Below are 20,955 nucleotides of genomic sequence, written 5' to 3' on the forward strand. Positions count from 1 at the left end.
ATACCGTCGACGCGGCTCGCGCCGCTGCTACAGGGATTGCGCAGGCGTCAGGCCTGGCCTCAATCGACCAGGGTCACCGCCCCCTTCATCATGGCCAGATGACCTGGGAACGAGCAGAAGAACAGATACTTCTGCTCGGCCAACAGTTTCGACACGTCGAACGACACCGAATCCTTCTCTCCGGCACCGATGACCTTGGTGTACGCGATCACGCGATCGTCGCCTTTCTTCAGGTAGCTGTTGTCGATACCGGCACTCATGCCGTCCATGGCGATGCCGCGTGCATCCTCTTCCTTGCTCAACACCCAGTTATGCCCCATGACCTCCTTGGGCAAGCTGCCGGAGTGGGTCAGGTTGACGGTGAAGGTCTTGCAGCTCTTGCTGATCTCGATGGCCTTGGTGCCGAAGGTCATCTGGTCGGTCGAATCGACGGTGGTCGAACACTCGGCCGCCAGCAACTGACCGCTGGCCAACGCGAGCACCGATACCGCTACAGCTTTTGCGAACATGTGAGTCTCCAGGCAGGGGGAAAGGCTACGGCGGCCATCATTTCATGATTGACCGTACACTGCAGCTATCTGCCAGCACTCAGACATTCGCTGTAAAGATTCGGCTCACGCCATTGGCAGGACGGTCACACGGACCTCGGGATCGTGCCCGCCGCCGCCCAGAATCACCCCGCGCAGCGGCGACACATCGCTGAAATCACGGCCCCAGGCCAGGGTGATGTGTTCCAGGCCCGGCTGGACATTGTTGGTCGGGTCGAAGTCGACCCAACCCAGCACCGGACAGAACACCGACACCCAGGCGTGCGAGGCATCTGCACCGATCATCCGCGGCTGCCCTGGCGGCGGCTGGGTCAGCAGGTAACCGCTGACGTAGCGCGCCGCCAGGCCGCGTGAGCGCAGGCAAGCCAGCATCAGGTGTGCGAAGTCCTGACACACGCCACGGCGGTTTTCCAGGACCTCGACCAGCGGGGTTGCCACCTGGGTGGCCGTGGCATCGAAGGTGAACTCGCCGAAGATCTTCTGCATCAACGCCTGCGCGCCCTCCAGCATCGGCCGGCCGGGCGGAAAGCAGCTCGCGGAAAACGCCACGAAGCTTTTCTTCAGGCGCACATAGGGAGATTCGAAGCGGTAGCGACAGGCTTGCAGCACGTCAGTCAACACAGGCCGACCGCTGTAGCACAGGGCATCGCGGGTGAGCTCCCAGGCCGGCGAGCGTGCGAACTCCAGCGGCGTGCGCGGCAGCACCTCGACATGCAGCCGGGCACCGACCTTGAGCTCGTCATGGGGACGTTCGAAGGCCAAACGCGTCAGCGGATTGCCGAACACGTCGAGTTCGTCGGTGCGTCGGGTCGGCTCGGGACTGATCAGCAGCGCCTGCTCGTGACACCGCTGCCAGGCACAGGGCCTGGGCCACAGGTGCGCCAGCTGCTTGGCCAGCGAAACCGGACTGTCGTAGCAGTAACGCGTGTCGTGGACGATCTGGTAGTGCGCGCTCATCACACCGACACCGTTTGCTGGCTGACATCGTCGACATGGACGAAATGACGCAACGCCAGACGGTCCGACACCTGAATGCTGACGCTGGCGATGTCCTCCAGCAAACCGCGCAGGCCATCGAGCACGGCGCGCACGCTGGCCTCACCGAACAGTGCGTTTTCCAGAGTGCCCAGATCGAAGCGGGTCACGCGCTCGATGAGCGGCTCCAGGGCGCGATCCACCGGCATGTCGAATTCAACGCTCAGGCGGCGTACGGCACGCGCCACCAGCTTGAGCTGGAACAGCACGGCATGGGGGTTCTGGGCGTCGAGCAGGAGCAGATCGAGCACCGGGATCAACTGCGGCACGGCCAGGTAGCGCGAGCGATAGGTGATGCTGCTGTTGCCCAGTTCGAGCAGCCAGTCCAGACCCGCCTGATCGTCTACCGCATCGCTGGCGATGAACGCGGACAGCCCATTGCTGAGGAACTGCAGGCGTTCGATGCGCCGTCCGATCATCAGAAACCGCCAGCCTTCGTCCCGGGTCATGTCATCCAGGGCGAAGCCGGACAGCGCGGCCAGGTTCATCACCAGGCGGTTGAGGAAATCGAGCAGCTCGCCCAGGTCCGCCACGTCGGCGTCCAGGGCCAGGGACTCGCGCTGCAACTCGCCCAGCGCCTGCCAGTTTTCTCGCGACAGCTTGCCGCGCACCTGAAACGCCGCCCACTGCAGTCGCTGCAGGTTGGCGCGCAGGCTGAACGCCCAGTCTTCACCGCGCAGCGCCATCAGCAGGCGCTCGCGCAGCTCGCCCTCTTCGGGCAGCAGGTTGAGCTTCTCGGCCAGATCGACCGCCGCCTGCAATGCCTGGGGATCGTCGCCATCCAGGTAGCGACCGAGAATGATCCGCAGCAGCCGCGCATTGCCGTCGCAGCGTTCGCAGTAACGGCCGAACCAGAACAGGTTTTCCACCACCCGCGACGGCAGATAGGGATCCATGCGTACCAGGTCGTGAGCACCAATGGTCCGCTGCGCGCGCCACTGCTCGCCGACCGGGGCGTGCTCGCCCAGCACCCAGGTGTCCTTGCTGGCACCGCCATGCTGCATCGACACCACGTCGGCGTCGGCGTCCGTCGCCACGCGGGTCAGGCCACCCGGCAACACCCGGTAGCCGTCGTCGGCGGCGACGGCGAACACGCGCATGCCAATCGCCCGCGGTTGCAGGTCGTTACCCTGGCAATGCCAGACCGGCGCCTGGGACAGCTGCGCCATTTCCTGAGCGACGTAGGCATAGGGCCGTGCCTGAATGCGCTCGGTCAACGCCTGGCGCTGCGCCTCGTTCAGATCGCGGCCGAACACCGGGCCGAAATTCTGCGAGGGAAACGCTGGCTTGATCACCAACTCGTCGAGTCGCTCGAGGGCCTGTGCCAGCACTGGCGGCTCGCCGCACCACCAGGTGGCGATCGAAGGCAGGATCAAGCGTTCACCGAACAGGCGTTCACAGATCCTGGGCAGAAAGCCCAGCAATCCGGGCGATTCGAGCACACCGCTGCCCAAGGCATTGGCTACCATCACATTGCCCTGGCGTACCGCATCCAGCAGACCGGGCACGCCCAGGGCCGAGTCGGTGCGCAATTCCAGTGGATCGCAGAAATCGTCGTCCAGCCGCCGCATGATCGCGTGCACCCGCCGCAGTCCGCTCAAGGTCTTCAGGTACACCGTGGCTTCGCGCACGGTCAGGTCACTGCCCTCGACCAGCGGATAGCCCAGCTGTCGCGCCAGGTACAGATGCTCGAAGTAGCTCTCGTTGAAACGCCCCGGTGTCAGCAGCACCACCAGGGGTGCTTCGTGGCCGCTGGGTGCCAGGCGGCTCATGGTGTCCTGCACGGTCCGGAAGAAACCGGCCATGTGCTCGACCTTGAGGTCGCGATACAGCTCGGGAAACGTCCGCGCCAGGCTCATGCGGTTTTCCAGCGCATAGCCGGCGCCGGAAGGCGCCTGGGTGCGGTCGGCCGTGACCCACCAGCGTCCATCGGGCGTGCGCGCCAGGTCGGCGGCATACAGGTGCAGGAATGTACCCTGCGGGGGCTGTATGCCCTGGCACGGCCACAGGTAATTGTTGTGCCCGAAGATCAGCTCGGCGGGCAACAGGCCTTCGGCGATGAGCGTCTGCGGCCCGTAGACGTCGGCCAGCACGGCATTGAGCAGGCGTGCGCGCTGGGCGATGCCGGCGGCCACCTGACGCCATTCGTGGGCAGGAATGATGTGCGGCAGCAGGTCCAGCTCCCACGGCCGATCGGCCCCCTTGGGGTCGGCATAGACGTTGTAGGTGACGCCGTTTTCCTGGATCTGCCGCGTCAACGAGGCCTGGCGCTGCGACAACTGGCCGGGGGCGCTGCGTTGCAACTGCTCGAACATGCGCCGCCAGTGCGGCCGCACGCCGCCATCGGCTTCGAGCATTTCATGATAGGACCCGCCGGACAGCGAGTATCGGTCAAGCAGGTCAGACATGGCGAAGCTCGGAAGCAGCGTTGAGAGAGGCGATTATCGCAGCCTGAACGGTGCACGGATACCGTCCAGGGGTCGCACTTCAGCCTATGGGCGGCGGCGCATGTCCAGGGTCATCGGCCAGTCGTCGTCGACCTTGAGCGGTGGCAGCACCAAGGGGCCAGGGCTGTGGCCAATGCGGAAGAATCGCGCCAGGCGCCTGCTCTCCGCTTCGTTGGCATTCACCGGAAGGCTTTGGTAATTGCGGCCACCGGGATGAGCCGCGTGGTATTGGCAGCCGCCCAGCGAGCGCTGGGTCCAGGTGTCGACGATGTCGAAGGTCAAGGGCACATCGGTCTGGCCAGTGGCGTGCTCGTCATGAGCGGGCTGCCAGGCGCGGTAGCGCACTCCGGCAACGAACTCGCCTGCACGCCCGGTGGCGGTCAGCGGCAAGGGACGACCATTGACGGCCAGTCGGAAACGATCCGACAGCCAGCCATTGACCCGCACCTGCAGACGTTCCAGGGTGCCACTGGCACTGCCGCGCGCGGGGCCGGGCTCCAGCGCGTGCCGCAATTCAAGCTCGATCCCGGCCACCGCGTAGTCACCGATCACAGGAAAGCGAAACGCTCGTTGCGCAGCGAACCATTGGCTGTCCACTGCATAGCCCGCCGCGTCGAGATCGTCGAGCACCTCGGCGAAATCACGCTCGATGAAATACGGCAACATGAAGCGGTCGTGCAGTTGCGTGCCCCAGCGGGTCAGCCTCGCCGGCGCGTAGGGCGTGCGCCAGAAACGTGCGACCAGGCAGCGCAGCAGTAACTGCAGCGCCAGGTTCATCCGCGCATGGGGCGGCATCTCGAATCCCTGCAGCCGCAGTAGTCCCTGATGTTCGTCGGGGCCATCGCCCTGCAATTCGACGATGCAGAACTGTGCACGATCCGGGTCGCCGGCGACATCCACCAGCAGCGGGCGCAACAAGCGGTCGATCAACCCTGGCGGGCATGGCGCACCGGGCTCGGGCAACTGCGACAGGGCGATTTCCAGTTCGTACAATGCATCGCCACGGGTCTCGTCCACTCGCGGGATTGGCCAAGCCATGCCACTGAACAGGTAGGTCAACGCCGGGTGGTCATGCCAGTAACCGATCAGACTGCGCAGCAGATCGGGCCGACGCAGGAACGGCGAATCCTCGGCACGTGCGCCACCGAGCAGCAGCGCATTGCCCGCACCCGTCCCCATTTGCCGACCGTCGATCATGAACCGCAGGGTTCCGAGACGGTTTTGTCGGGCCTGCTCGTACAGTTCTTCGACATCCTTGACCGACTGTGCCCAACTCGTCGACGGCGGCACGTCGACCCTGAACACACCTGCCGTCGAGGTGTTTTCGAACCGACTCGCAGGCAGATCGTTGGACGCTTGCGGTTGCGCGACACCCGCGCCCTCAATGGCCACGAAGGTGGGCTCGCTGCCGATACCCAGGCGCACATCCAGCGCCTGCAGATCGGCATCGACCCGCTGTCCCAACGCCTGCATGTCCGCCCACTGCGGCTCGCTCACAGGCCAGGTGACACGCGGCGTCTGCCAGATGCGCTGCACCGACAATCCGGTGCGAAAACGTCACCTCGCACGGCTCCACTCGCCCGCTGATGGGCGCTGCCGACGAGGGCTCGGGGCTGCACGCCAAAGGGATATGGCCCTCGCCTGCGAACAAGCCGGAGGTGGCGTCCAGACCGATCCAGCCCGCACCAGGCAGGTACACCTCGCACCAGGCATGCAGGTCGGTGAAGTCGACCTCGGTACCGGACGGGCCGTCCAGCGCCTGCTCGTCGGCCACCAGCTGAATCAGGTAGCCGGACACGAAGCGCGCCGCAATCCCCAACCGGCGCATCAGCTGCACCAGCAGCCAGGCAGAATCGCGACACGAACCGGCCCCGGTCACAAGCGTATGCTCGGGCGTCTGCACGCCAGGCTCCATGCGCAGCAGGTAGCGAATGTCCTCACTGAGCTGCTGATTGAGCCTGACCAGAAAATCGATACTGGGAATCGGCGTGCGGTCGATGCCGTCCAGATACGCTTGGAAGCGGGGCGTCAGGGCCAAGGTCTCCAGGTAGGGAGCCAGCTCATGCTGCTCCTCCTGGGTGTAGGCGAAAGGGATGCACTGTGCATGGGGCTCGAGGAAGAAATCGAACGGGTTGAACACCGCAATCTCGGCAACCAGATCCACTTCGATGCGCAGCTCGGTAGCCTTCTCCGGAAACACCAGGCGGGCCAGGTAATTGCCCTGCGGGTCCTGCTGCCAATTGATGAAGTGCTGCGCTGGCGACACCTTCAGGGCATAGGAAAGCACACGCGTACGGCTGTGCGGCGCCGGGCGCAGACGCACCACCTGGGGGCCGACCTCGATGGCGCGGTCATAGCGGTAATGGGTGACGTGGTTCAGTGCGACATGAATCGACACGGCGTGCCTCCTGCGAGCCTGGAACGTGAGCAGCGCAAGACTCATGCCACACGGCCGCTGCGGCCTTCGAGCGAGTCTGCGATGAAGGCTGGCTGCAAAAGAGTGCCGGGGCCTGGGCGCTGTATCAGCGTCGCATACATTGAGCGCTGCGTCTTGCGATAAACATGTATCGCCGTGCTGCGCCCCGGCGCCACTACTTTGAGGGTTCTATTCCTTCAGAGACACCCATATGACTATCGATGACCGCAACCTGGAACATGAACCGTTGCCCACCCCTGAAGCCGCTCGGCAGGAACCGCAGTTCGATACCCGCGACACCTGGCAGGCCTACCAGCGAGAACATTACAAATGGCGAACCGGGCTGAACACGGTCGACGATGCCGATATCCCCGACGACGAGGGCGAGCCACCCGCTCCCGGCGCTGCCGATATCGCCCTGGAAGTGGCGCTGGGCACCCTTGCTTCCGGCCCCGGCGGCCAAGTGGGCCGAGTGACCACGCGGCCCGCCGCGCCGCGTCCGTCTGCACCCCCCTCCTCCGTGCGACCGACTCTCGCCCCTAAGCCGGCGACCACCGTTGCGATCAAATCGCCAACGACCGGAGGATTCAAAAACAGCCAAAAACTGATGATGGCGCTTTCCCGCCTGCGCAACGGCACACGTATCCAAGCCAAAGACGACCTTGCCGGTCAGGCGATTGCCAACCGTGCCCCTCGCCAGCCTCATACCGGAGCGAGCAGGTCGTCGTTTCTGGAAAGCCTGCTGCAGCAGCGGGCCAACAGCAGCGCCAAAGGTCCCGGCCAACTGGAGTCAGTGGCGGAAATCCAGGCACTGAATTTCGAAGTGCCTGAGCGCGTCTACCGCGGCCACATCGGCAACACCGTCGAAAGCGCGGCGCGCGACGGGCTGCAGCGTGCGCCGGGTGGCAACCTGCAGGGCGATGACTATCTTGCGGCGATTGTCATGCACACCGCTCGCCAAGGCGGAAGCAATGGAGAAGTGCTATCACTGAGTGCAGAGCGGGCGGTAGCCAGTAAATTCGCCAAGGGGCGCGGCGCCCCGGTGTTCGAAATCGACACCACCCAGGATCCGACCGGCTTTCGCACCATCAACGACATTCTTCTGGCCGACTCCCAGCGGCTGGTGGAAGCCAGAAAGGTGACACGCGCCACGGTACTCAAGGCGATCGACAACATTGCCGTGCACCGTGAGTCCGAGGTGTTCTACATACACGGGGACATTCCGCCGCGCTTCCTGATGCCGTGAGAAACCCTGACAGCGAGCTCCCCCGGCATCCGGCCCCATCGTCAGCGTGGTAACACCGGCTGGCGGGTAGGCTTCTTCTTGCCCTTGCCCGGCTTGGCCGCCTGCTGACGGTCCTTGGCGGCCTGCTTGCTGCGGGCTTCGGCGGCGGCCTTGGCCTGCTCGCGCTTGTCCCACGGCTTGGAGCCGTCGCTGGCGCGCGGCGGCAGACCGGTGTGCTGGGTCAGGATGCGCGTTTCCTTGGCCACCTTGTGGCTGCCCGCAGGCGTGGAGTTCTTGCGCCGTGCACTCTGGTAGGTGTCGGTGGCCGGCTGGTGCAACGGAATCAGCTGGTTTTTCCCCGGCCCGATCAGGTCGGCACGCCCCATGCGCTCCAGCGCCTCGCGCAGCATCGGCCAGCCCTTGGGATCGTGATAGCGCAGGAACGCCTTGTGCAGACGGCGCTGCTCCTCGCTCTTGACGATGGTCAGGTTGTCGCTCTTGTAGGTGACCTTGCGCAGCGGGTTCTTGCCCGAGTGGTACATGGCCGTCGCCGACGCCATCGGCGAGGGGTAGAACGCCTGCACCTGATCGGCACGGAAACCGTTGCCCTTGAGCCACAGCGCCAGGTTCATCATGTCTTCATCGGTGGTGCCCGGGTGGGCGGCGATGAAGTACGGGATCAGGTACTGCTCCTTGCCCGCCTCTTTCGAGAACTTCTCGAACATGCGCTTGAACCGATCGTAGGAGCCGATGCCCGGCTTCATCATCTGGTTCAGCGGACCTTCCTCGGTATGCTCCGGGGCGATCTTCAGGTAACCGCCGACATGGTGCGTCACCAGCTCCTTCACGTACTCCGGCGACTCGACCGCCAGGTCGTAGCGCAGGCCCGAGGCGATGAGGATCTTCTTCACGCCCGGCAGTGCCCGCGCGCTGCGGTACAGCTGGATCAAGGATGAGTGGTCGGTGTTGAGGTTCGGGCAGATACCCGGGAACACGCACGACGGCTTGCGGCACGCGGATTCGATTTCCGGGCTCTTGCAGGCGATGCGGTACATGTTCGCGGTCGGGCCGCCGAGGTCGGAAATCACCCCGGTAAAGCCAGGCACCTTGTCGCGGATCTCTTCGATCTCGCGGATGATCGACTCTTCGGAACGGTTCTGGATGATCCGCCCTTCGTGCTCGGTGATCGAGCAGAAGGTGCAGCCACCGAAGCAGCCACGCATGATGTTCACCGAGAAGCGAATCATGTCGTAGGCCGGGATCTTCTGATTGCCGTACGCCGGGTGCGGGACCCGGGCATAGGGCATGCCGAACACGTAGTCCATTTCCTCGGTGGTCATGGGAATGGGCGGCGGATTGAACCACACGTCCACTTCGCCATGACGCTGCACCAGTGCGCGGGCATTGCCGGGGTTGGTTTCCAAATGCAGCACGCGGTTGGCGTGGGCATACAGCACGGCATCGCCACGCACTTTCTCGAAGGACGGCAGACGGATGACGGTCTTGTCCCGCGTCATCCGCGGGCTGGCGAGGATCTGCACCACCTTGGCTTCGTTGGGGTCCTCGACATTGCCCTTTTCCTGCTCGATGGCGCAGGCCTGGGTGTCCTGGGTGTTCACGTACGGGTTGATGATCTTGTCGACCTTGCCCGGCCGGTCGATACGGGTCGAGTCGACTTCGTACCAATCCTTGGGCGTATCGCGGCGAATGAAAGCGGTGCCGCGGATATCGGTGATCTCTTCGATCTTCTGGCCATAGGACAGCCGCTGGGCCACTTCGACGATGGCGCGTTCGGCGTTGCCGTACAGCAGAATGTCGGCGCAGGCGTCGATCAGGATCGAATGACGGACCTTGTCCTGCCAGTAGTCGTAGTGCGCAATGCGGCGCAGCGATGCCTCGATGCCACCCAGCACGATCGGCACGTGCTTATAGGCTTCCTTGCACCGCTGGCTGTACACCAGGCTGGCGCGATCAGGGCGCGAGCCGGCCAGGCCGCCGGGCGTGTAGGCGTCGTCGGAGCGCACCTTCTTGTCGGCGGTGTAGCGGTTGATCATCGAGTCCATGTTGCCGGCCGCGACACCGAAGAACAGGTTCGGCTCGCCCAGCTTCATGAAGTCGTCCTTGGACTGCCAGTTCGGCTGGGCAATGATGCCCACGCGAAACCCCTGGGCTTCCAGCAGGCGGCCAATGATGGCCATGCCGAACGACGGATGGTCGACATAGGCATCACCGGTGACGATGATGATGTCGCACGAATCCCAGCCAAGCTGATCCATCTCCTCCCTGCTCATGGGCAGGAAAGGCGCTGGGCCGAAGCATTCGGCCCAGTACTTGGGATAGTCAAAAAGCGGCTTGGCTGCTTGCATGTCGATGACCGTATGAAAAATCGCGGGCGCGGAATATAGCACAAAAAATAACCAATTCCGATGGCTTTAGTCGGAAATAGGCGGCGAAGATATTTATCCGGTAGACCTGATAAACCGCAGTGACCCTTTCGCGGGCAGAGCCCGCTCCCACAAGAAGCGGCGCTGTACGCCGCTCCTGTGGGAGCGGGTTCTACCCGCGAAGGGGCCGTACCTGCAGAATCACTACTCGTCGTCGTCGAAGTTGTAGCTGCCCGGCGCAAGGTTCTCGAAGCGGGTGTACTTGCCGATGAATGCCAGGCGAATGAAACCGATCGGACCGTTACGCTGCTTGCCGATGATGATCTCGGCAATACCCTTGTGCTCGGTTTCCGGGTGATACACCTCGTCACGGTAGACGAACATGATCACATCGGCGTCCTGCTCGATCGCCCCGGATTCACGCAAGTCGGAGTTCACCGGACGCTTGTTCGGCCGCTGCTCGAGCGAGCGGTTGAGCTGCGACAGCGCCACCACCGGGCAATTGAATTCCTTGGCGCAGGGCTTTCAACGAGCGCGAGATCTCGGAAATCTCGTTGGTACGGTTGTCACCGCTGGAGCCGGGGATCTGCATCAACTGCAGGTAGTCGATCATGATCAGGCCGATCTCGCCGTGCTCGCGCACCAGGCGACGTGTCCGCGCACGCATTTCCGACGGGCTGATGCCCGCCGTATCGTCGATGAACAGCTTGCGATCGTTGAGCAGGTTGACCGCCGACGTCAGCCGCGGCCAATCGTCGTCGTCCAGGCGGCCCGAACGCACCTTGGTCTGGTCGATACGCCCCAGCGAAGAGAGCATACGCATGATCAGCGAATCGCCTGGCATCTCCAGCGAGTACACCAGTACGGCCTTCTCGCTGCGCAGCACGGCGTTTTCCACCAGGTTCATGGCGAAGGTGGTCTTGCCCATGGACGGACGGCCGGCGACGATGATCAGGTCGGCCGGTTGCAGGCCACTGGTCTTCTCGTCGAGGTCGGTATAGCCGGTGGACAGGCCGGTAATGGCCGCATCGGTGTTGAACAGCGTGTCGATGCGGTCGATGGCCTTGGTCAAAAGGTCGTTGACGCTCACCGGCCCGCCGGTCTTGGGCCGTGCCTCGGCGATCTGGAAGATCTGCCGCTCGGCCTCGTCGAGAATCTCGGCCGCGTTGCGTCCCTGCGGATTGAAAGCGCTGTCGGCAATCTCGGTGCTGATGCTGATCAACTGGCGCAGGGTGGCACGCTCGCGCACGATCTGCGCGTAGGCCTTGATGTTGGCCACCGACGGCGTGTTCTTGGCCAGCTCGCCCAGGTAGCCCAGGCCACCGACCTGAGTACCCTGCCCTTCCTTGTCGAGCTGTTCGTGCAGGGTCACCACGTCGAACGGAGTGTTCTGATCGGCCAGCTTGGCGATGGCGCGGAAGATCAGGCGGTGGTCATGACGATAGAAGTCGCCGTCCGAAACCTGATCGAGCACGCGCTCCCAGGCGTTGTTGTCCAGCATCAGGCCACCGAGCACGGCCTGTTCGGCCTCGATGGAATGCGGAGGCACCTTGAGGGCAGCGGTTTGCAGGTCGTATTGCTCGGGAGCGGATATCTCGTTCATGGCCACTTGAAATTAGGGTTGCAGAAAAACAGCTTCTTCAAAAAGACAAAGGGCACGGCCTGTAAACAGGTCGTGCCCGATGTTAAACCGCCTGGCACCCGAGGTGCCAGCCGACTTATGCAGCTACTACGACAACGCGTACGGTAGCTTCAACGTCGCTGTGCAGGTGCACGGCTACGTCGTATTCGCCAACGTTACGGATGGTGCCGTTCGGCAGACGCACTTCAGCTTTGGCCACTTCGACGCCGGAGGCGGTCAGGGCATCAGCGATGTCGTGGGTGCCGATCGAACCGAACAGCTTGCCTTCGTCGCCAGCGGTGGCAGTGATGGTCACTTCCAGCTCAGCCAGTTGGGCAGCGCGAGTTTCGGCCGAAGCCTTCTTGTCGGCAGCTGCTTTTTCCAGCTCGGCGCGACGCTCTTCGAACGCAGCCAGGTTGGCAGCGGTCGCAGCGGTAGCCTTGCCGAATGGCAGCAGGAAGTTACGGCCGTAACCGGCCTTAACATTTACCTTATCGCCCAGGTTGCCCAGGTTGGCGACTTTTTCCAGCAGGATCAGTTCCATTTGGTATAAACCTCTTAACTTTTAACCTTCACCGTTCGCGGAATCGCTATCGGTGCCTTTCGGCCCGATTCGGCCGCGAAAATCAATCAGGCTGTCGACAATGGCCAGGACCACGAGCAACGGATAGATCAGCTGCATGAACAGCACGAGCGTGACGTACATCCCTACGAGCCAGAACTTGCCCAGCTTGCCCGCCTTGACCAGCCCATGCATCAGGGCCAGCCCGGCGAACACCAGCGGTACGCTGCACAGCGGCGTCAACATGGCCATCTGAGGTCCGAAGTTCGGACCGATGAGCATGCACGCCAGCAGCAGGACCGCTGGCCAGAGTGGAATGCGAATGGCGCGAAACTCGCTGCCGAAACCACCTGGGTTGTACAACGCCGCCTGCCAGTAACGCCCCAGCATCAGGGCTGCCACGCTGACGACTTGCAACAGGGCCGCTATCAGTCCGTTGAGTACCGGTGCAATGAGGTTGCCGAGGTTTGCCCGCTCTTCCACCGACATCTGCTGGTAGAGACCACCGAGCATCTGCGGCAGGCGTTCGTTCAACGCCTGCGCCAACGCTTCGATGGGTTCGCGAAACACCACACCCAACAACACTCCGTACACCAGCCCCAGCGCTATGCTGGCCAGCAGCACGCGATTCCAGGCCCACCCCGCGCGCAACAGCGCCGCGAGCCCCAGCGCGCCCAGCAACACCATCAAGGTGCGCGGTTCGCCGAAATACCACCAGGCCAGAGCCGGCAGCAGAGCCCAGACGAGGACGCCAAAAGCGTCACTCATGCCGCGCCGCAGGTACACCAGGCACGCTGCAGCAGCACTCAACCAGAACAACAGCGGCAAAGCCGCACATCCGACCACAACCAGTGTGGCCTGCATGCGACCGCGCATGATGAAATCAGCCAGGGCACGCATGCGTATCTATCCTTTTACTACTTGTCGACAACCCGGTCTCAGCGGCCGTGGCTGTCGGTGTAGGCCAGCAGGGCCAGGAAGCGGGCGCGCTTGATAGCGACGGCCAGCTGACGCTGATAACGAGCCTTGGTACCGGTGATACGGCTTGGAACGATCTTGCCGGTTTCGGATACGTAGGCTTTCAGAGTGTTGAGATCTTTGTAGTCGATCTCCTTCACATCTTCAGCGGTGAAGCGGCAAAATTTACGACGACGGAAGAAACGTGCCATGTAATGGGCTCCTCAAAAGGTCCGTGGATTACTCGTCAGCGTTATCGCTGGCGTCGCTGTTGTCGCTGTCATCGCCATCGGCGTTGTCAGAGTGCTCAGGACGGTCACGACGCTCACGGCGCTCGCTGCGGTTTTCTTCTGCCTTGAGCATCTCGGACTGGTCGGTGACGGCTTCGTCGCGACGGATGACAAGGTTACGGATCACGGCATCGTTGTAGCGGAAGTTGTCTTCCAGCTCGGCCAGGGCCTTGCCGGTGCACTCAACGTTCAGCATCACGTAGTGAGCCTTGTGAACGTTGTTGATGGCGTAGGCCAGTTGACGACGGCCCCAATCTTCCAGACGGTGGATCTTGCCGCCGTCTTCTTCGATCAGCTTGGTGTAACGCTCAACCATGCCGCCGACTTGCTCGCTCTGATCCGGGTGGACCAGAAAGATGATTTCGTAATGACGCATGAATGCTCCTTACGGGTTGTAGCCTGCCGCCAGAGCGGTCAGACAAGGAGTGAATGACACTGTGTGTCTTGCTGGGTGGTGCGCCGGTAAATGCGCACAAGTGCGCCAGCCATCACGGCAAGGGGCGCAATTGTAGAGAAGGGGTTGGGGGGAAGCAAGAGGATTGGTGAATATTTGAACAGCGGTGGCAATGTCTCTGCCACCGCATTCGCGGGCGGAGCGCTCGCCGCCCGCCACACCTATCGGTCATATTTGTGGGAGCGGGCTCTGCCCGCGAAGGGGCCAGCTCGGTCGGATCACTTCTTTTTGGCGTTACGCTGCCGAACCGCCTCGAACAGGCACACACCAGTCGCCACCGAGACGTTCAGACTGCTCACGCTGCCGGCCATCGGCAGCTTCACCAGATAGTCGCAGTGCTCGCGGGTCAGGCGGCGCATGCCCTTGCCCTCGGCCCCCATGATCAGGATGGTGGGCCCGGTCAGGTCCTGCTGGTAGATCTCGACTTCCGCCTCGCCAGCGGTGCCCACGACCCACAGGCCACGCTGCTGGAGCTTTTCCAGAGTACGCGCCAGGTTGGTCACCGCCACCAGCGGAATCACTTCCGCCGCGCCGCAGGCCACCTTGCGCACGGCCGGCGTCAGGGTGGCGGACTTGTCCTTGGGCACGATCACGGCCAGCGCTCCGGCCGCATCGGCGGTCCGCAGGCAGGCCCCCAGATTGTGCGGATCGGTCACGCCGTCCAGCACCAGCAACAGGGGCGGCCCCTCGGTGCGGTCGAGCAGCTCGTCGAGCATCGCCTCGCCCCACACCTGGCTGGGGCTGACTTCCGCCACGACGCCCTGATGCACGCCTTCGACCCAGGCATCCAGCTCACGACGCTCGGCCTGACCCACGGAAATGCGATTCTGCGTGGCCAGCTCGACCAAGGTCTGCACCCGCGGCTCGCTGCGGCCATCGGACAACCAGATCTGCTTGACCCGTTTCGGGTGATGACGCAACAACGCTTCCACGGCGTGCACGCCGTAGATCTTTTCCAGCTGACTCATGACTTGGCCTTGGGTTTGCGGCTGCCCGATTTAGACGGACCCTTGCGATGCTTGCTCGGCTTGGAGTCGCCTCCGGCACTGGCGCCAGCGCTGCCGCGGCCGTTGCTGGCCTTGGCCGAGCCGCCCTTGGCTGCGTCGGCCAGCAAAGCCTTCTTCATTTCCCGGCTCTTGCGCACTTCGGCATTCTTGGCCGCGGCGTCCGATGCCCGGTAGACCTCGTCGCTTTCGGCCTTGCGCTTGCTCGGTGCCGAGCTGCGCTTGGCCGAAGCAGCTGGCTTCTCGGCAACGGTTTTTTCGACGGCTGGCGTGGTCGGGTAGCTTTTGGGCTTGCCCGCTGGCGCATCGGCCTTGCGGTTCTTGCGACCGATCGGCTGATTGAGCGTCGCTTCGCCAATGCCGAAATCGATCTTGCGCTCGTCCAGGTCGACCCGCATGACCTGCACTTCGACCGTGTCGCCCAGACGGAAATTGCGCCCGGTGCGCTCGCCGGCCAGGCGATGGTGGATCGGATCGAAATGGTAGTAGTCGCCCGGCAGCGCGGTGACGTGCACCAAGCCTTCGACGAAGATGTCGGTCAGTTCGACGAACAGGCCGAAACCGGTCACTGCCGTGATCACGCCCGGGAAGGTTTCGCCAACGCGGTCCTTCATGAACTCGCACTTGAGCCAGTTGACCACGTCACGGGTGGCTTCGTCGGCCCGACGCTCGCTCATCGAGCACTCTTCGCCCAACTGCTCCAGCGCGGCTTCGTCGTACGGGTAGATACGCGCCTTGGGAATGGTCGGCGCACCGGCGCGCTTGACGTGCGGGGTGTCCTGCTTGGAGTGGATCACGCTGCGGATCGCCCGGTGCGTGAGCAGGTCGGGATAGCGACGGATCGGCGATGTGAAGTGGGTGTACGCCTCGTAATTCAGGCCGAAGTGGCCATGGTTGTCGGCGCTGTACACCGCCTGGCTCAGGGAGCGCAGCATCACGGTCTGGATCACGTGGAAATCCGGGCGACCCTGGATGGTTTCCAGCAGCGCACGGTAATCCTTGGGCGACGGACCGTCCTTGCCCTTGTTCAGCGACAGACCAAGCTCGCCGAGGAAGGCACGCAGTTTTTCCAGACGCTCCGGCGGCGGGCCGTCGTGAACGCGATACAGGGCCGGAATCTCGTGCTTCTTGAGAAACTCGGCGGTGGCCACGTTGGCCGCCAGCATGCATTCCTCGATCAGCTTGTGGGCGTCGTTGCGCACGGTCGGCTTGATCTCGGCGATCTTGCGCTCGGAGCCGAAGACGATACGGGTTTCCTGGGTCTCGAAATCGATGGCGCCACGCACGTGGCGAGCCGACAGCAATACCTTGTACAGCGCATACAGCTGCTTGAGATGGGGCAGCACTTCGCCGAACTCGCCGCGCAAGGCCTTGGCTTCGCTGGTGCGCGAGTGCTCGAGCATGGTGCTGACCTTGTTGTAGGTCAGGCGCGCGTGAGAATGGATCACCGCTTCATAGAAGCTGTAGTCGGTCATCTCGCCGGTCTTGGAGATGGTCATCTCGCAGACCATGGCCAGGCGGTCGACCTTGGGGTTCAGCGAGCACAGGCCGTTGGACAGCTGCTCGGGCAGCATCGGGATCACGCGCTCGGGGAAGTACACCGAGTTGCCACGTACCTGCGCCTCGGCATCCAGTGCCGAGCCCAGTTTCACGTAGCTGGAAACGTCGGCGATGGCGACGTACAGGGTCCAGCCACCATTGAACAGGCGCAGCTTGCTCTTGGCTTCGCAATAGACAGCATCGTCGAAGTCGCGGGCGTCTTCGCCGTCGATGGTGACGAACGGCAGGTGGCGCAGGTCGATGCGCTTTTCCTTGTCCTTGTCTTCCACCTGAGGCTTTAGCTTGGCGGCTTCCTTGAGCACGGCCTCGGGCCATACATGAGGAATGTCGTAGGTGCGCAGGGCTACATCGATTTCCATGCCCGGGGCCATGTAGTTGCCCAGCACTTCGACGATGTCACCCTGGGGCTGGAAGCGCGCGGTGGGCCAGTGGGTGATCTTCACCCCGACGAACTGGCCGATCTTCGCGGCGCCGTGGCGGCCGGGGGTGATCAGCACTTCCTGCTGCACCTTGGGGTTGTCCGGCGTTACGAAACCAATGCCGCCTTCTTCGAAGTAGCGGCCAACGATGGTTTCATGGGCACGCGACACCACTTCGACGATCACGCCTTCGCGGCGGCCGCGACGGTCCAGACCGGAGACGCGGGCCAGGGCACGGTCGCCGTCGAACACCAGACGCATCTGCGCCGGGCTCATGAACAGGTCGTCGCTGCCATCGTCGGGAATCAGGAAGCCGAAACCGTCGCGGTGACCGCTGATGCGGCCGGCGATCAGGTCGAGCTTGTCCACCGGGGCATAGGTGCCGCGGCGGGTGTAGATCAATTGCGCATCGCGTTCCATGGCTCGCAGACGGCGGCGCAAGGCTTCCAGCTGGTCCTCGGTGGTGAGGCCGAACTCGTCCACCAGCTCCTCGCGGCTGGCGGGGGAGCCGCGCTCGTCGAGGTGCTTGAGGATCAGCTCGCGGCTGGGAATGGGGTTTTCGTATTTTTCCGCTTCACGAGCGGCCTCGGGATCGAGGGTCTGCCAATCGGCCATTAGAGAGAATTCACCTTGTCTATATAGGCGTTAGTTTGGCATACGCGTATTGAAACGGGAAATTTCAGGCGCTGCCTGCCAGTTAAAAGCCCTGCCCCGAGGTCGAAAACAGTGTCCGGGACGCCACTGCAGAATTTTAGTCGATTTTTCTCGCTAGAGGGGTTTACAGCACAAAGAGCGCTCCGTATAGTGCGCGCCATCGACAACGCACAGCGTTGCAGATGCTGCCCAGATGGTGAAATTGGTAGACACGCCAGCTTCAGGTGCTGGTGACCTTACGGTCGTGGAAGTTCGAGTCTTCTTCTGGGCACCAATTCAGGACACGAGATTACAACAATCTTGCGTCACTCACAAAAACCCGCGAAAGCGGGTTTTTGCGTTTCAGGCCTCCGCGTCCCCTGCACGATGATTTGAATTAACAAAATCAAAACAGGGGTTTACAGATCAAAAAGGCCGCCGTATAGTGCGCCCCATCAACGGCGTACAACGCTGCTGATGCTGCCCAGATGGTGAAATTGGTAGACACGCCAGCTTCAGGTGCTGGTGACCTTACGGTCGTGGAAGTTCGAGTCTTCTTCTGGGCACCAATTCTTCACAAGAACCCGCGAAAGCGGGTTTTTGCGTTTTCGGGTTCCGAAAATCCGTCCTCTCTCTCCGTATCCGCGGCGCACCCTTCGCGGCCGATGACCGCTCCTACGACGGGCTCGCACGGCGTACGAGCACCTGAGAACCCATATCGTTTACAATTGTTTCAAGATTCCGCTGCCCTGCCGTAAGGAAGTAGTCCATGACGTCTCGAAACTCCCGGTCCCTGCTGCGTGCACTGGCTGCATGCCTGCTGAGCACCGCCCTGGTCGCTCCATTGGCGCAGGCCGCCGACAAGGTCGAGCTGACCCTCTACAACGGTCAGCACAAGGAAATCGGCGAAGCCATCGCCAAGGCCTACGAGGCCAAGACCGGGATTCACGTCAATGTCCGCAAGGGCAGCAGCAATCAACTGGCCAGCCAGGTGATGGAGGAAGGCGAACGCTCTCCGGCGGACCTGATCTACACCGAAGAATCCCCGCCCCTGAACAACCTGGGCGAGAAAGGCTTCCTGGCCAAGACCGACGACAGCACCCTGAACATGCTTCCACCCGAGTACGTCGCCAAGGACGGCTCTTGGATAGGCGTGACCGCTCGCGTACGGGTTGTGGCCTACAACCCAAAGCTGATCGACGAAAAGGACCTGCCTGAAACGGTGCTGGAATTCGCCGAGCCGCAATGGCAGGGCAAGGTCGGCTTCGTACCGACCAGCGGCGCCTTCCAGGAGCAGGCCGTTGCCATCATCAAGCTGCACGGGCGAGAAGCTGCCGAAGAATGGCTAACCGGCCTGCGCGCCTTCGGCAAGACCTACACCAACAACATGGTCGCCCTCAAGGCAGTGGAAAACGGCGAAATCGCCACCGTGCTGGTGAACAACTACTACTGGTTCGCACTGCAGCGCGAGAAAGGCCAACTCGACTCCAAGCTGCACTACTTCAGCAACGGCGACGCCGGCGGCCTCATCACCATTTCCTCGGCTGCGGTCCTCAAGTCCAGCAAGCACCCACGCGAGGCCCAGGCACTGCTCGCCTACATGGCCAGCGAAGAGGGCCAGCGCGTGATCACCCAGACTACCGCTGAATACCCGCTGCACAAAGGCATGGTCTCGGACCGTGGCCTCAAGCCATTCGACGAATTGCAGGCACCTGCCATCACCCCGGCTGACATAGGCAATGCCGAGGACGCCCTGGACATGGAACGGGACGTCGGCCTGAATTGATCACGCCCCCTGTCAGTGCCACGGGGCAGCGCAAGCGCCCCTCGATCTGGGTGCTCGCGCCCGTCCTGCTGTTGGTCGGACTGAGCCTGCTGCCCCTGCTCTACGTCGGCCTCAAAGCGTGGCAGGCCGGCTTGCACGAAGCGATCAGGTTGCTCTGGCGCCCCTACGTCCTGCGTTTGCTGGGCAACACCCTGATGTTGATGGCTGGGGTGACCGCGGCCTGCGTGGTGATCGGTGTGAGCCTGGCCTGGCTGTTGGAGCGCAGCGACCTGGCCGGTCGGAGGCTTTGGGGCGTGATCCTGTGCCTGCCGTTCGCGGTCCCCGCCTTCGTCAGCGGCTTCACCTGGGTTTCATTGAGCTCCGGATTCGAGGGGTTGGGCGGCGCCATCCTGGTCATGACGCTGTCGAAATACCCGTTGGTGTTTCTTCCGGTCGCGGCGACGCTGCGCAATCTGGATACCTCGCTGGAAGAGTCAGCCCGTACGCTGGGGCAGAACCGCACCGGTGTATTCTTCAAGGTGACCCTGCCGCTGCTGTGGCCTGCAGTGCTGGGTGGCGCACTGCTGATCGCGCTGCACATGCTGGTGGAGTTCGGCGCGCTGTCGATCCTGGGATTGCAGACCTTCACCACAGCGATCTACCAACAGTTCGAGCTCGAATTCAGCAATACCAATGCGGCGATGCTGTCAGCGCTGCTGCTGGTTCTGTGCCTGTTGCTGCTGTGGCTGGAGCTGAGGGTGCGGGGTACCGCGCGCCACATCCGTACCGGTCAAGGCGCAGCCCGCCGGGCAACACCGTTGCGGCTGGGGCCCTGGCGTGTAGTGGCGCAGCTGTATTGCCTGCTGCTGGTGGTCGTCGGCAGTGGCGTGCCGCTGGGCATGCTGGGGTATTGGCTGGTGAAAGGCTCGTCGGCCGCCTTTCCGGTGGCGGCCATTGGCGAGGCGTTGCTGACCTCGCTGTCACTGGCGCTGGGTGGCGCGGCGTTGTGCCTGGCATTGGCATTGCCCGTCGGTTTGCTGGTCGTGCGCCATCGCGGCCGCCTGGCGATCTGGGCGGAGCGTTTGCCGTACCTGCTGCACGCACTGCCCGGACTGGTGATCGCCCTGACCCTGGTGTATTTCGCCCTGCACTACGTTCCGGCGATGTACCAGACCACGGGTTTGCTGTTGCTGGCCTACGCACTGCTGTTTCTGCCCCTGGCGCAGGCACCGGTGCGTAACGCTCTGAACAAGGCTGCGCCCCAGCTGGAAGAAGCCGCGCGCACTCTGGGCGCTACGCCCTTTACTGCCTTCTGCCGGGTGACGTTGCCCATCATCTTCCCGGCCATGGCGGCGGCATTCGCGCTGGTGTTCCTGGACGGCATGAAGGAGCTCACCGCCACGCTGGTTCTGGCCCCCACCGGCATGACCACCCTGGCAACCGAAGTGTGGTCACACACCTCGAACATGGAGTTCGCCGCTGCCGCGCCCTATGCGGCCTTGCTGATCCTGATCTCCGGAGTACCGGTGTACCTGCTCACGACTCGGATGTACCTGAGCCACACACGTTAGGCCCTCCTGTAGGAGCGGTCCGTGGCCGCGAAAAGGGCAACGCGGTTCGTCAGGTAGACCGCAA

General features: G+C 63.1%; 13 protein-coding genes, 2 tRNA genes and 2 pseudogenes. 5 read left to right on the forward strand and 12 right to left on the reverse strand.

Annotation, left to right across the window (positions count from 1 at the left end):
* Window positions 1–59: 59 nt before the first annotated feature.
* The 4 genes and pseudogenes from azu to ABMD26_RS09100 all read right to left on the reverse strand — a co-directional run bounded on the left by azu (window position 60) and on the right by ABMD26_RS09100 (window position 6,428).
* Window positions 60–509, reverse strand: a complete 450-nt coding sequence (gene azu, locus ABMD26_RS09085; RefSeq protein ID WP_354309148.1) for an azurin — start codon at window positions 507–509, stop codon at window positions 60–62.
* 105 nt (window positions 510–614) lie between these two features.
* Window positions 615–1,505 carry a transglutaminase family protein gene (locus tag ABMD26_RS09090; RefSeq protein WP_354309150.1) on the reverse strand — a complete coding sequence of 297 codons (891 nt, stop codon included), beginning with the start codon at window positions 1,503–1,505 and terminating at the stop codon, window positions 615–617.
* On the reverse strand, window positions 1,505–3,991 hold the full coding sequence (locus tag ABMD26_RS09095) for a circularly permuted type 2 ATP-grasp protein (RefSeq protein WP_354309152.1): 2,487 nt from the start codon (window positions 3,989–3,991) through the stop codon (window positions 1,505–1,507). The genes ABMD26_RS09090 and ABMD26_RS09095 overlap by 1 nt, the downstream gene beginning before the upstream one ends.
* 84 nt (window positions 3,992–4,075) lie before the next feature.
* A pseudogene (locus ABMD26_RS09100) lies at window positions 4,076–6,428 on the reverse strand (transglutaminase family protein).
* A gap of 229 nt (window positions 6,429–6,657) precedes the next feature.
* Here ABMD26_RS09100 and ABMD26_RS09105 point away from each other — a divergent pair.
* The gene (locus ABMD26_RS09105; protein ID WP_354309154.1) at window positions 6,658–7,692 is read left to right on the forward strand and encodes a hypothetical protein; all 1,035 of its coding nucleotides are present in this window, start codon (window positions 6,658–6,660) and stop codon (window positions 7,690–7,692) included.
* 41 nt (window positions 7,693–7,733) lie between these two features.
* On the opposite strand, the gene ABMD26_RS09110 is transcribed toward ABMD26_RS09105, so the two are convergent.
* The 8 genes and pseudogenes from ABMD26_RS09110 to rnr form a co-directional block, all read right to left on the reverse strand.
* A complete protein-coding gene (locus tag ABMD26_RS09110) occupies window positions 7,734–10,037 on the reverse strand; it encodes a YgiQ family radical SAM protein (protein WP_049862024.1) in 2,304 nt (767 codons plus the stop codon).
* A 222-nt stretch (window positions 10,038–10,259) separates the two neighbouring features.
* Window positions 10,260–11,658, reverse strand: a pseudogene (gene dnaB, locus ABMD26_RS09115) (replicative DNA helicase).
* Between the two features lie 115 nt (window positions 11,659–11,773).
* Window positions 11,774–12,220: a 50S ribosomal protein L9 gene (gene rplI, locus ABMD26_RS09120; RefSeq protein WP_043191123.1), complete on the reverse strand. Its 447-nt coding sequence runs from the start codon at window positions 12,218–12,220 to the stop codon at window positions 11,774–11,776.
* 21 nt (window positions 12,221–12,241) lie between these two features.
* The gene (locus ABMD26_RS09125; protein WP_049862026.1) at window positions 12,242–13,138 is read right to left on the reverse strand and encodes a YybS family protein; all 897 of its coding nucleotides are present in this window, start codon (window positions 13,136–13,138) and stop codon (window positions 12,242–12,244) included.
* Between the two features lie 38 nt (window positions 13,139–13,176).
* The gene (gene rpsR, locus ABMD26_RS09130) at window positions 13,177–13,407 is read right to left on the reverse strand and encodes a 30S ribosomal protein S18 (RefSeq protein ID WP_008368574.1); all 231 of its coding nucleotides are present in this window, start codon (window positions 13,405–13,407) and stop codon (window positions 13,177–13,179) included.
* Between the two features lie 28 nt (window positions 13,408–13,435).
* Window positions 13,436–13,861 (reverse strand): 30S ribosomal protein S6, encoded by a 426-nt coding sequence (gene rpsF, locus ABMD26_RS09135; RefSeq protein ID WP_056844368.1) that lies wholly within the window; start codon window positions 13,859–13,861, stop codon window positions 13,436–13,438.
* Window positions 13,862–14,157: 296 nt separating this feature from the next.
* Complete coding sequence (gene rlmB / locus ABMD26_RS09140) at window positions 14,158–14,907, reverse strand: 23S rRNA (guanosine(2251)-2'-O)-methyltransferase RlmB (RefSeq protein ID WP_090355897.1); 750 nt, start codon at window positions 14,905–14,907, stop codon at window positions 14,158–14,160.
* Entirely contained in the window at window positions 14,904–17,537 is a 2,634-nt protein-coding gene (gene rnr, locus ABMD26_RS09145; protein WP_134722965.1) for a ribonuclease R, read from the reverse strand. Before rnr ends, rlmB begins: the two co-directional genes overlap by 4 nt.
* 226 nt (window positions 17,538–17,763) lie before the next feature.
* Between rnr and ABMD26_RS09150 the strand changes: the two genes are divergently transcribed.
* The 4 genes from ABMD26_RS09150 to ABMD26_RS09165 all read left to right on the forward strand — a co-directional run bounded on the left by ABMD26_RS09150 (window position 17,764) and on the right by ABMD26_RS09165 (window position 20,891).
* Window positions 17,764–17,850 (forward strand) — tRNA-Leu (locus ABMD26_RS09150).
* 187 nt (window positions 17,851–18,037) lie between these two features.
* A tRNA-Leu gene (locus ABMD26_RS09155) sits at window positions 18,038–18,124 on the forward strand.
* Between the two features lie 200 nt (window positions 18,125–18,324).
* Window positions 18,325–19,341, forward strand: coding sequence for an extracellular solute-binding protein (locus ABMD26_RS09160; protein WP_134722964.1), 1,017 nt, complete (start codon window positions 18,325–18,327; stop codon window positions 19,339–19,341).
* Window positions 19,338–20,891, forward strand: coding sequence for an ABC transporter permease (locus ABMD26_RS09165; protein ID WP_122744013.1), 1,554 nt, complete (start codon window positions 19,338–19,340; stop codon window positions 20,889–20,891). The genes ABMD26_RS09160 and ABMD26_RS09165 overlap by 4 nt, the downstream gene beginning before the upstream one ends.
* Window positions 20,892–20,955 lie beyond the last annotated feature (64 nt).

Origin of the sequence: Pseudomonas sp. PvP001, assembly GCF_040546375.1 — a bacterium.
Classification (GTDB): Bacteria; Pseudomonadota; Gammaproteobacteria; order Pseudomonadales; family Pseudomonadaceae; genus Aquipseudomonas; species Aquipseudomonas coleopterorum.

Excerpts from the sequence above, each read along its gene's own strand:
- azu (WP_354309148.1), bottom strand. The coding sequence starts at position 509 with ATGTTCGCAAAAGCTGTAGCGGTATCGGTGCTCGCGTTGGCCAGCGGT.
- ABMD26_RS09090 (WP_354309150.1), bottom strand. The coding sequence starts at position 1,505 with ATGAGCGCGCACTACCAGATCGTCCACGACACGCGTTACTGCTACGAC.
- ABMD26_RS09095 (WP_354309152.1), bottom strand. The coding sequence starts at position 3,991 with ATGTCTGACCTGCTTGACCGATACTCGCTGTCCGGCGGGTCCTATCAT.
- ABMD26_RS09105 (WP_354309154.1), top strand. The coding sequence starts at position 6,658 with ATGACTATCGATGACCGCAACCTGGAACATGAACCGTTGCCCACCCCT.
- ABMD26_RS09110 (WP_049862024.1), bottom strand. The coding sequence starts at position 10,037 with ATGCAAGCAGCCAAGCCGCTTTTTGACTATCCCAAGTACTGGGCCGAA.
- rplI (WP_043191123.1), bottom strand. The coding sequence starts at position 12,220 with ATGGAACTGATCCTGCTGGAAAAAGTCGCCAACCTGGGCAACCTGGGC.
- ABMD26_RS09125 (WP_049862026.1), bottom strand. The coding sequence starts at position 13,138 with ATGCGTGCCCTGGCTGATTTCATCATGCGCGGTCGCATGCAGGCCACA.
- rpsR (WP_008368574.1), bottom strand. The coding sequence starts at position 13,407 with ATGGCACGTTTCTTCCGTCGTCGTAAATTTTGCCGCTTCACCGCTGAA.
- rpsF (WP_056844368.1), bottom strand. The coding sequence starts at position 13,861 with ATGCGTCATTACGAAATCATCTTTCTGGTCCACCCGGATCAGAGCGAG.
- rlmB (WP_090355897.1), bottom strand. The coding sequence starts at position 14,907 with ATGAGTCAGCTGGAAAAGATCTACGGCGTGCACGCCGTGGAAGCGTTG.
- rnr (WP_134722965.1), bottom strand. The coding sequence starts at position 17,537 with ATGGCCGATTGGCAGACCCTCGATCCCGAGGCCGCTCGTGAAGCGGAA.
- ABMD26_RS09160 (WP_134722964.1), top strand. The coding sequence starts at position 18,325 with ATGACGTCTCGAAACTCCCGGTCCCTGCTGCGTGCACTGGCTGCATGC.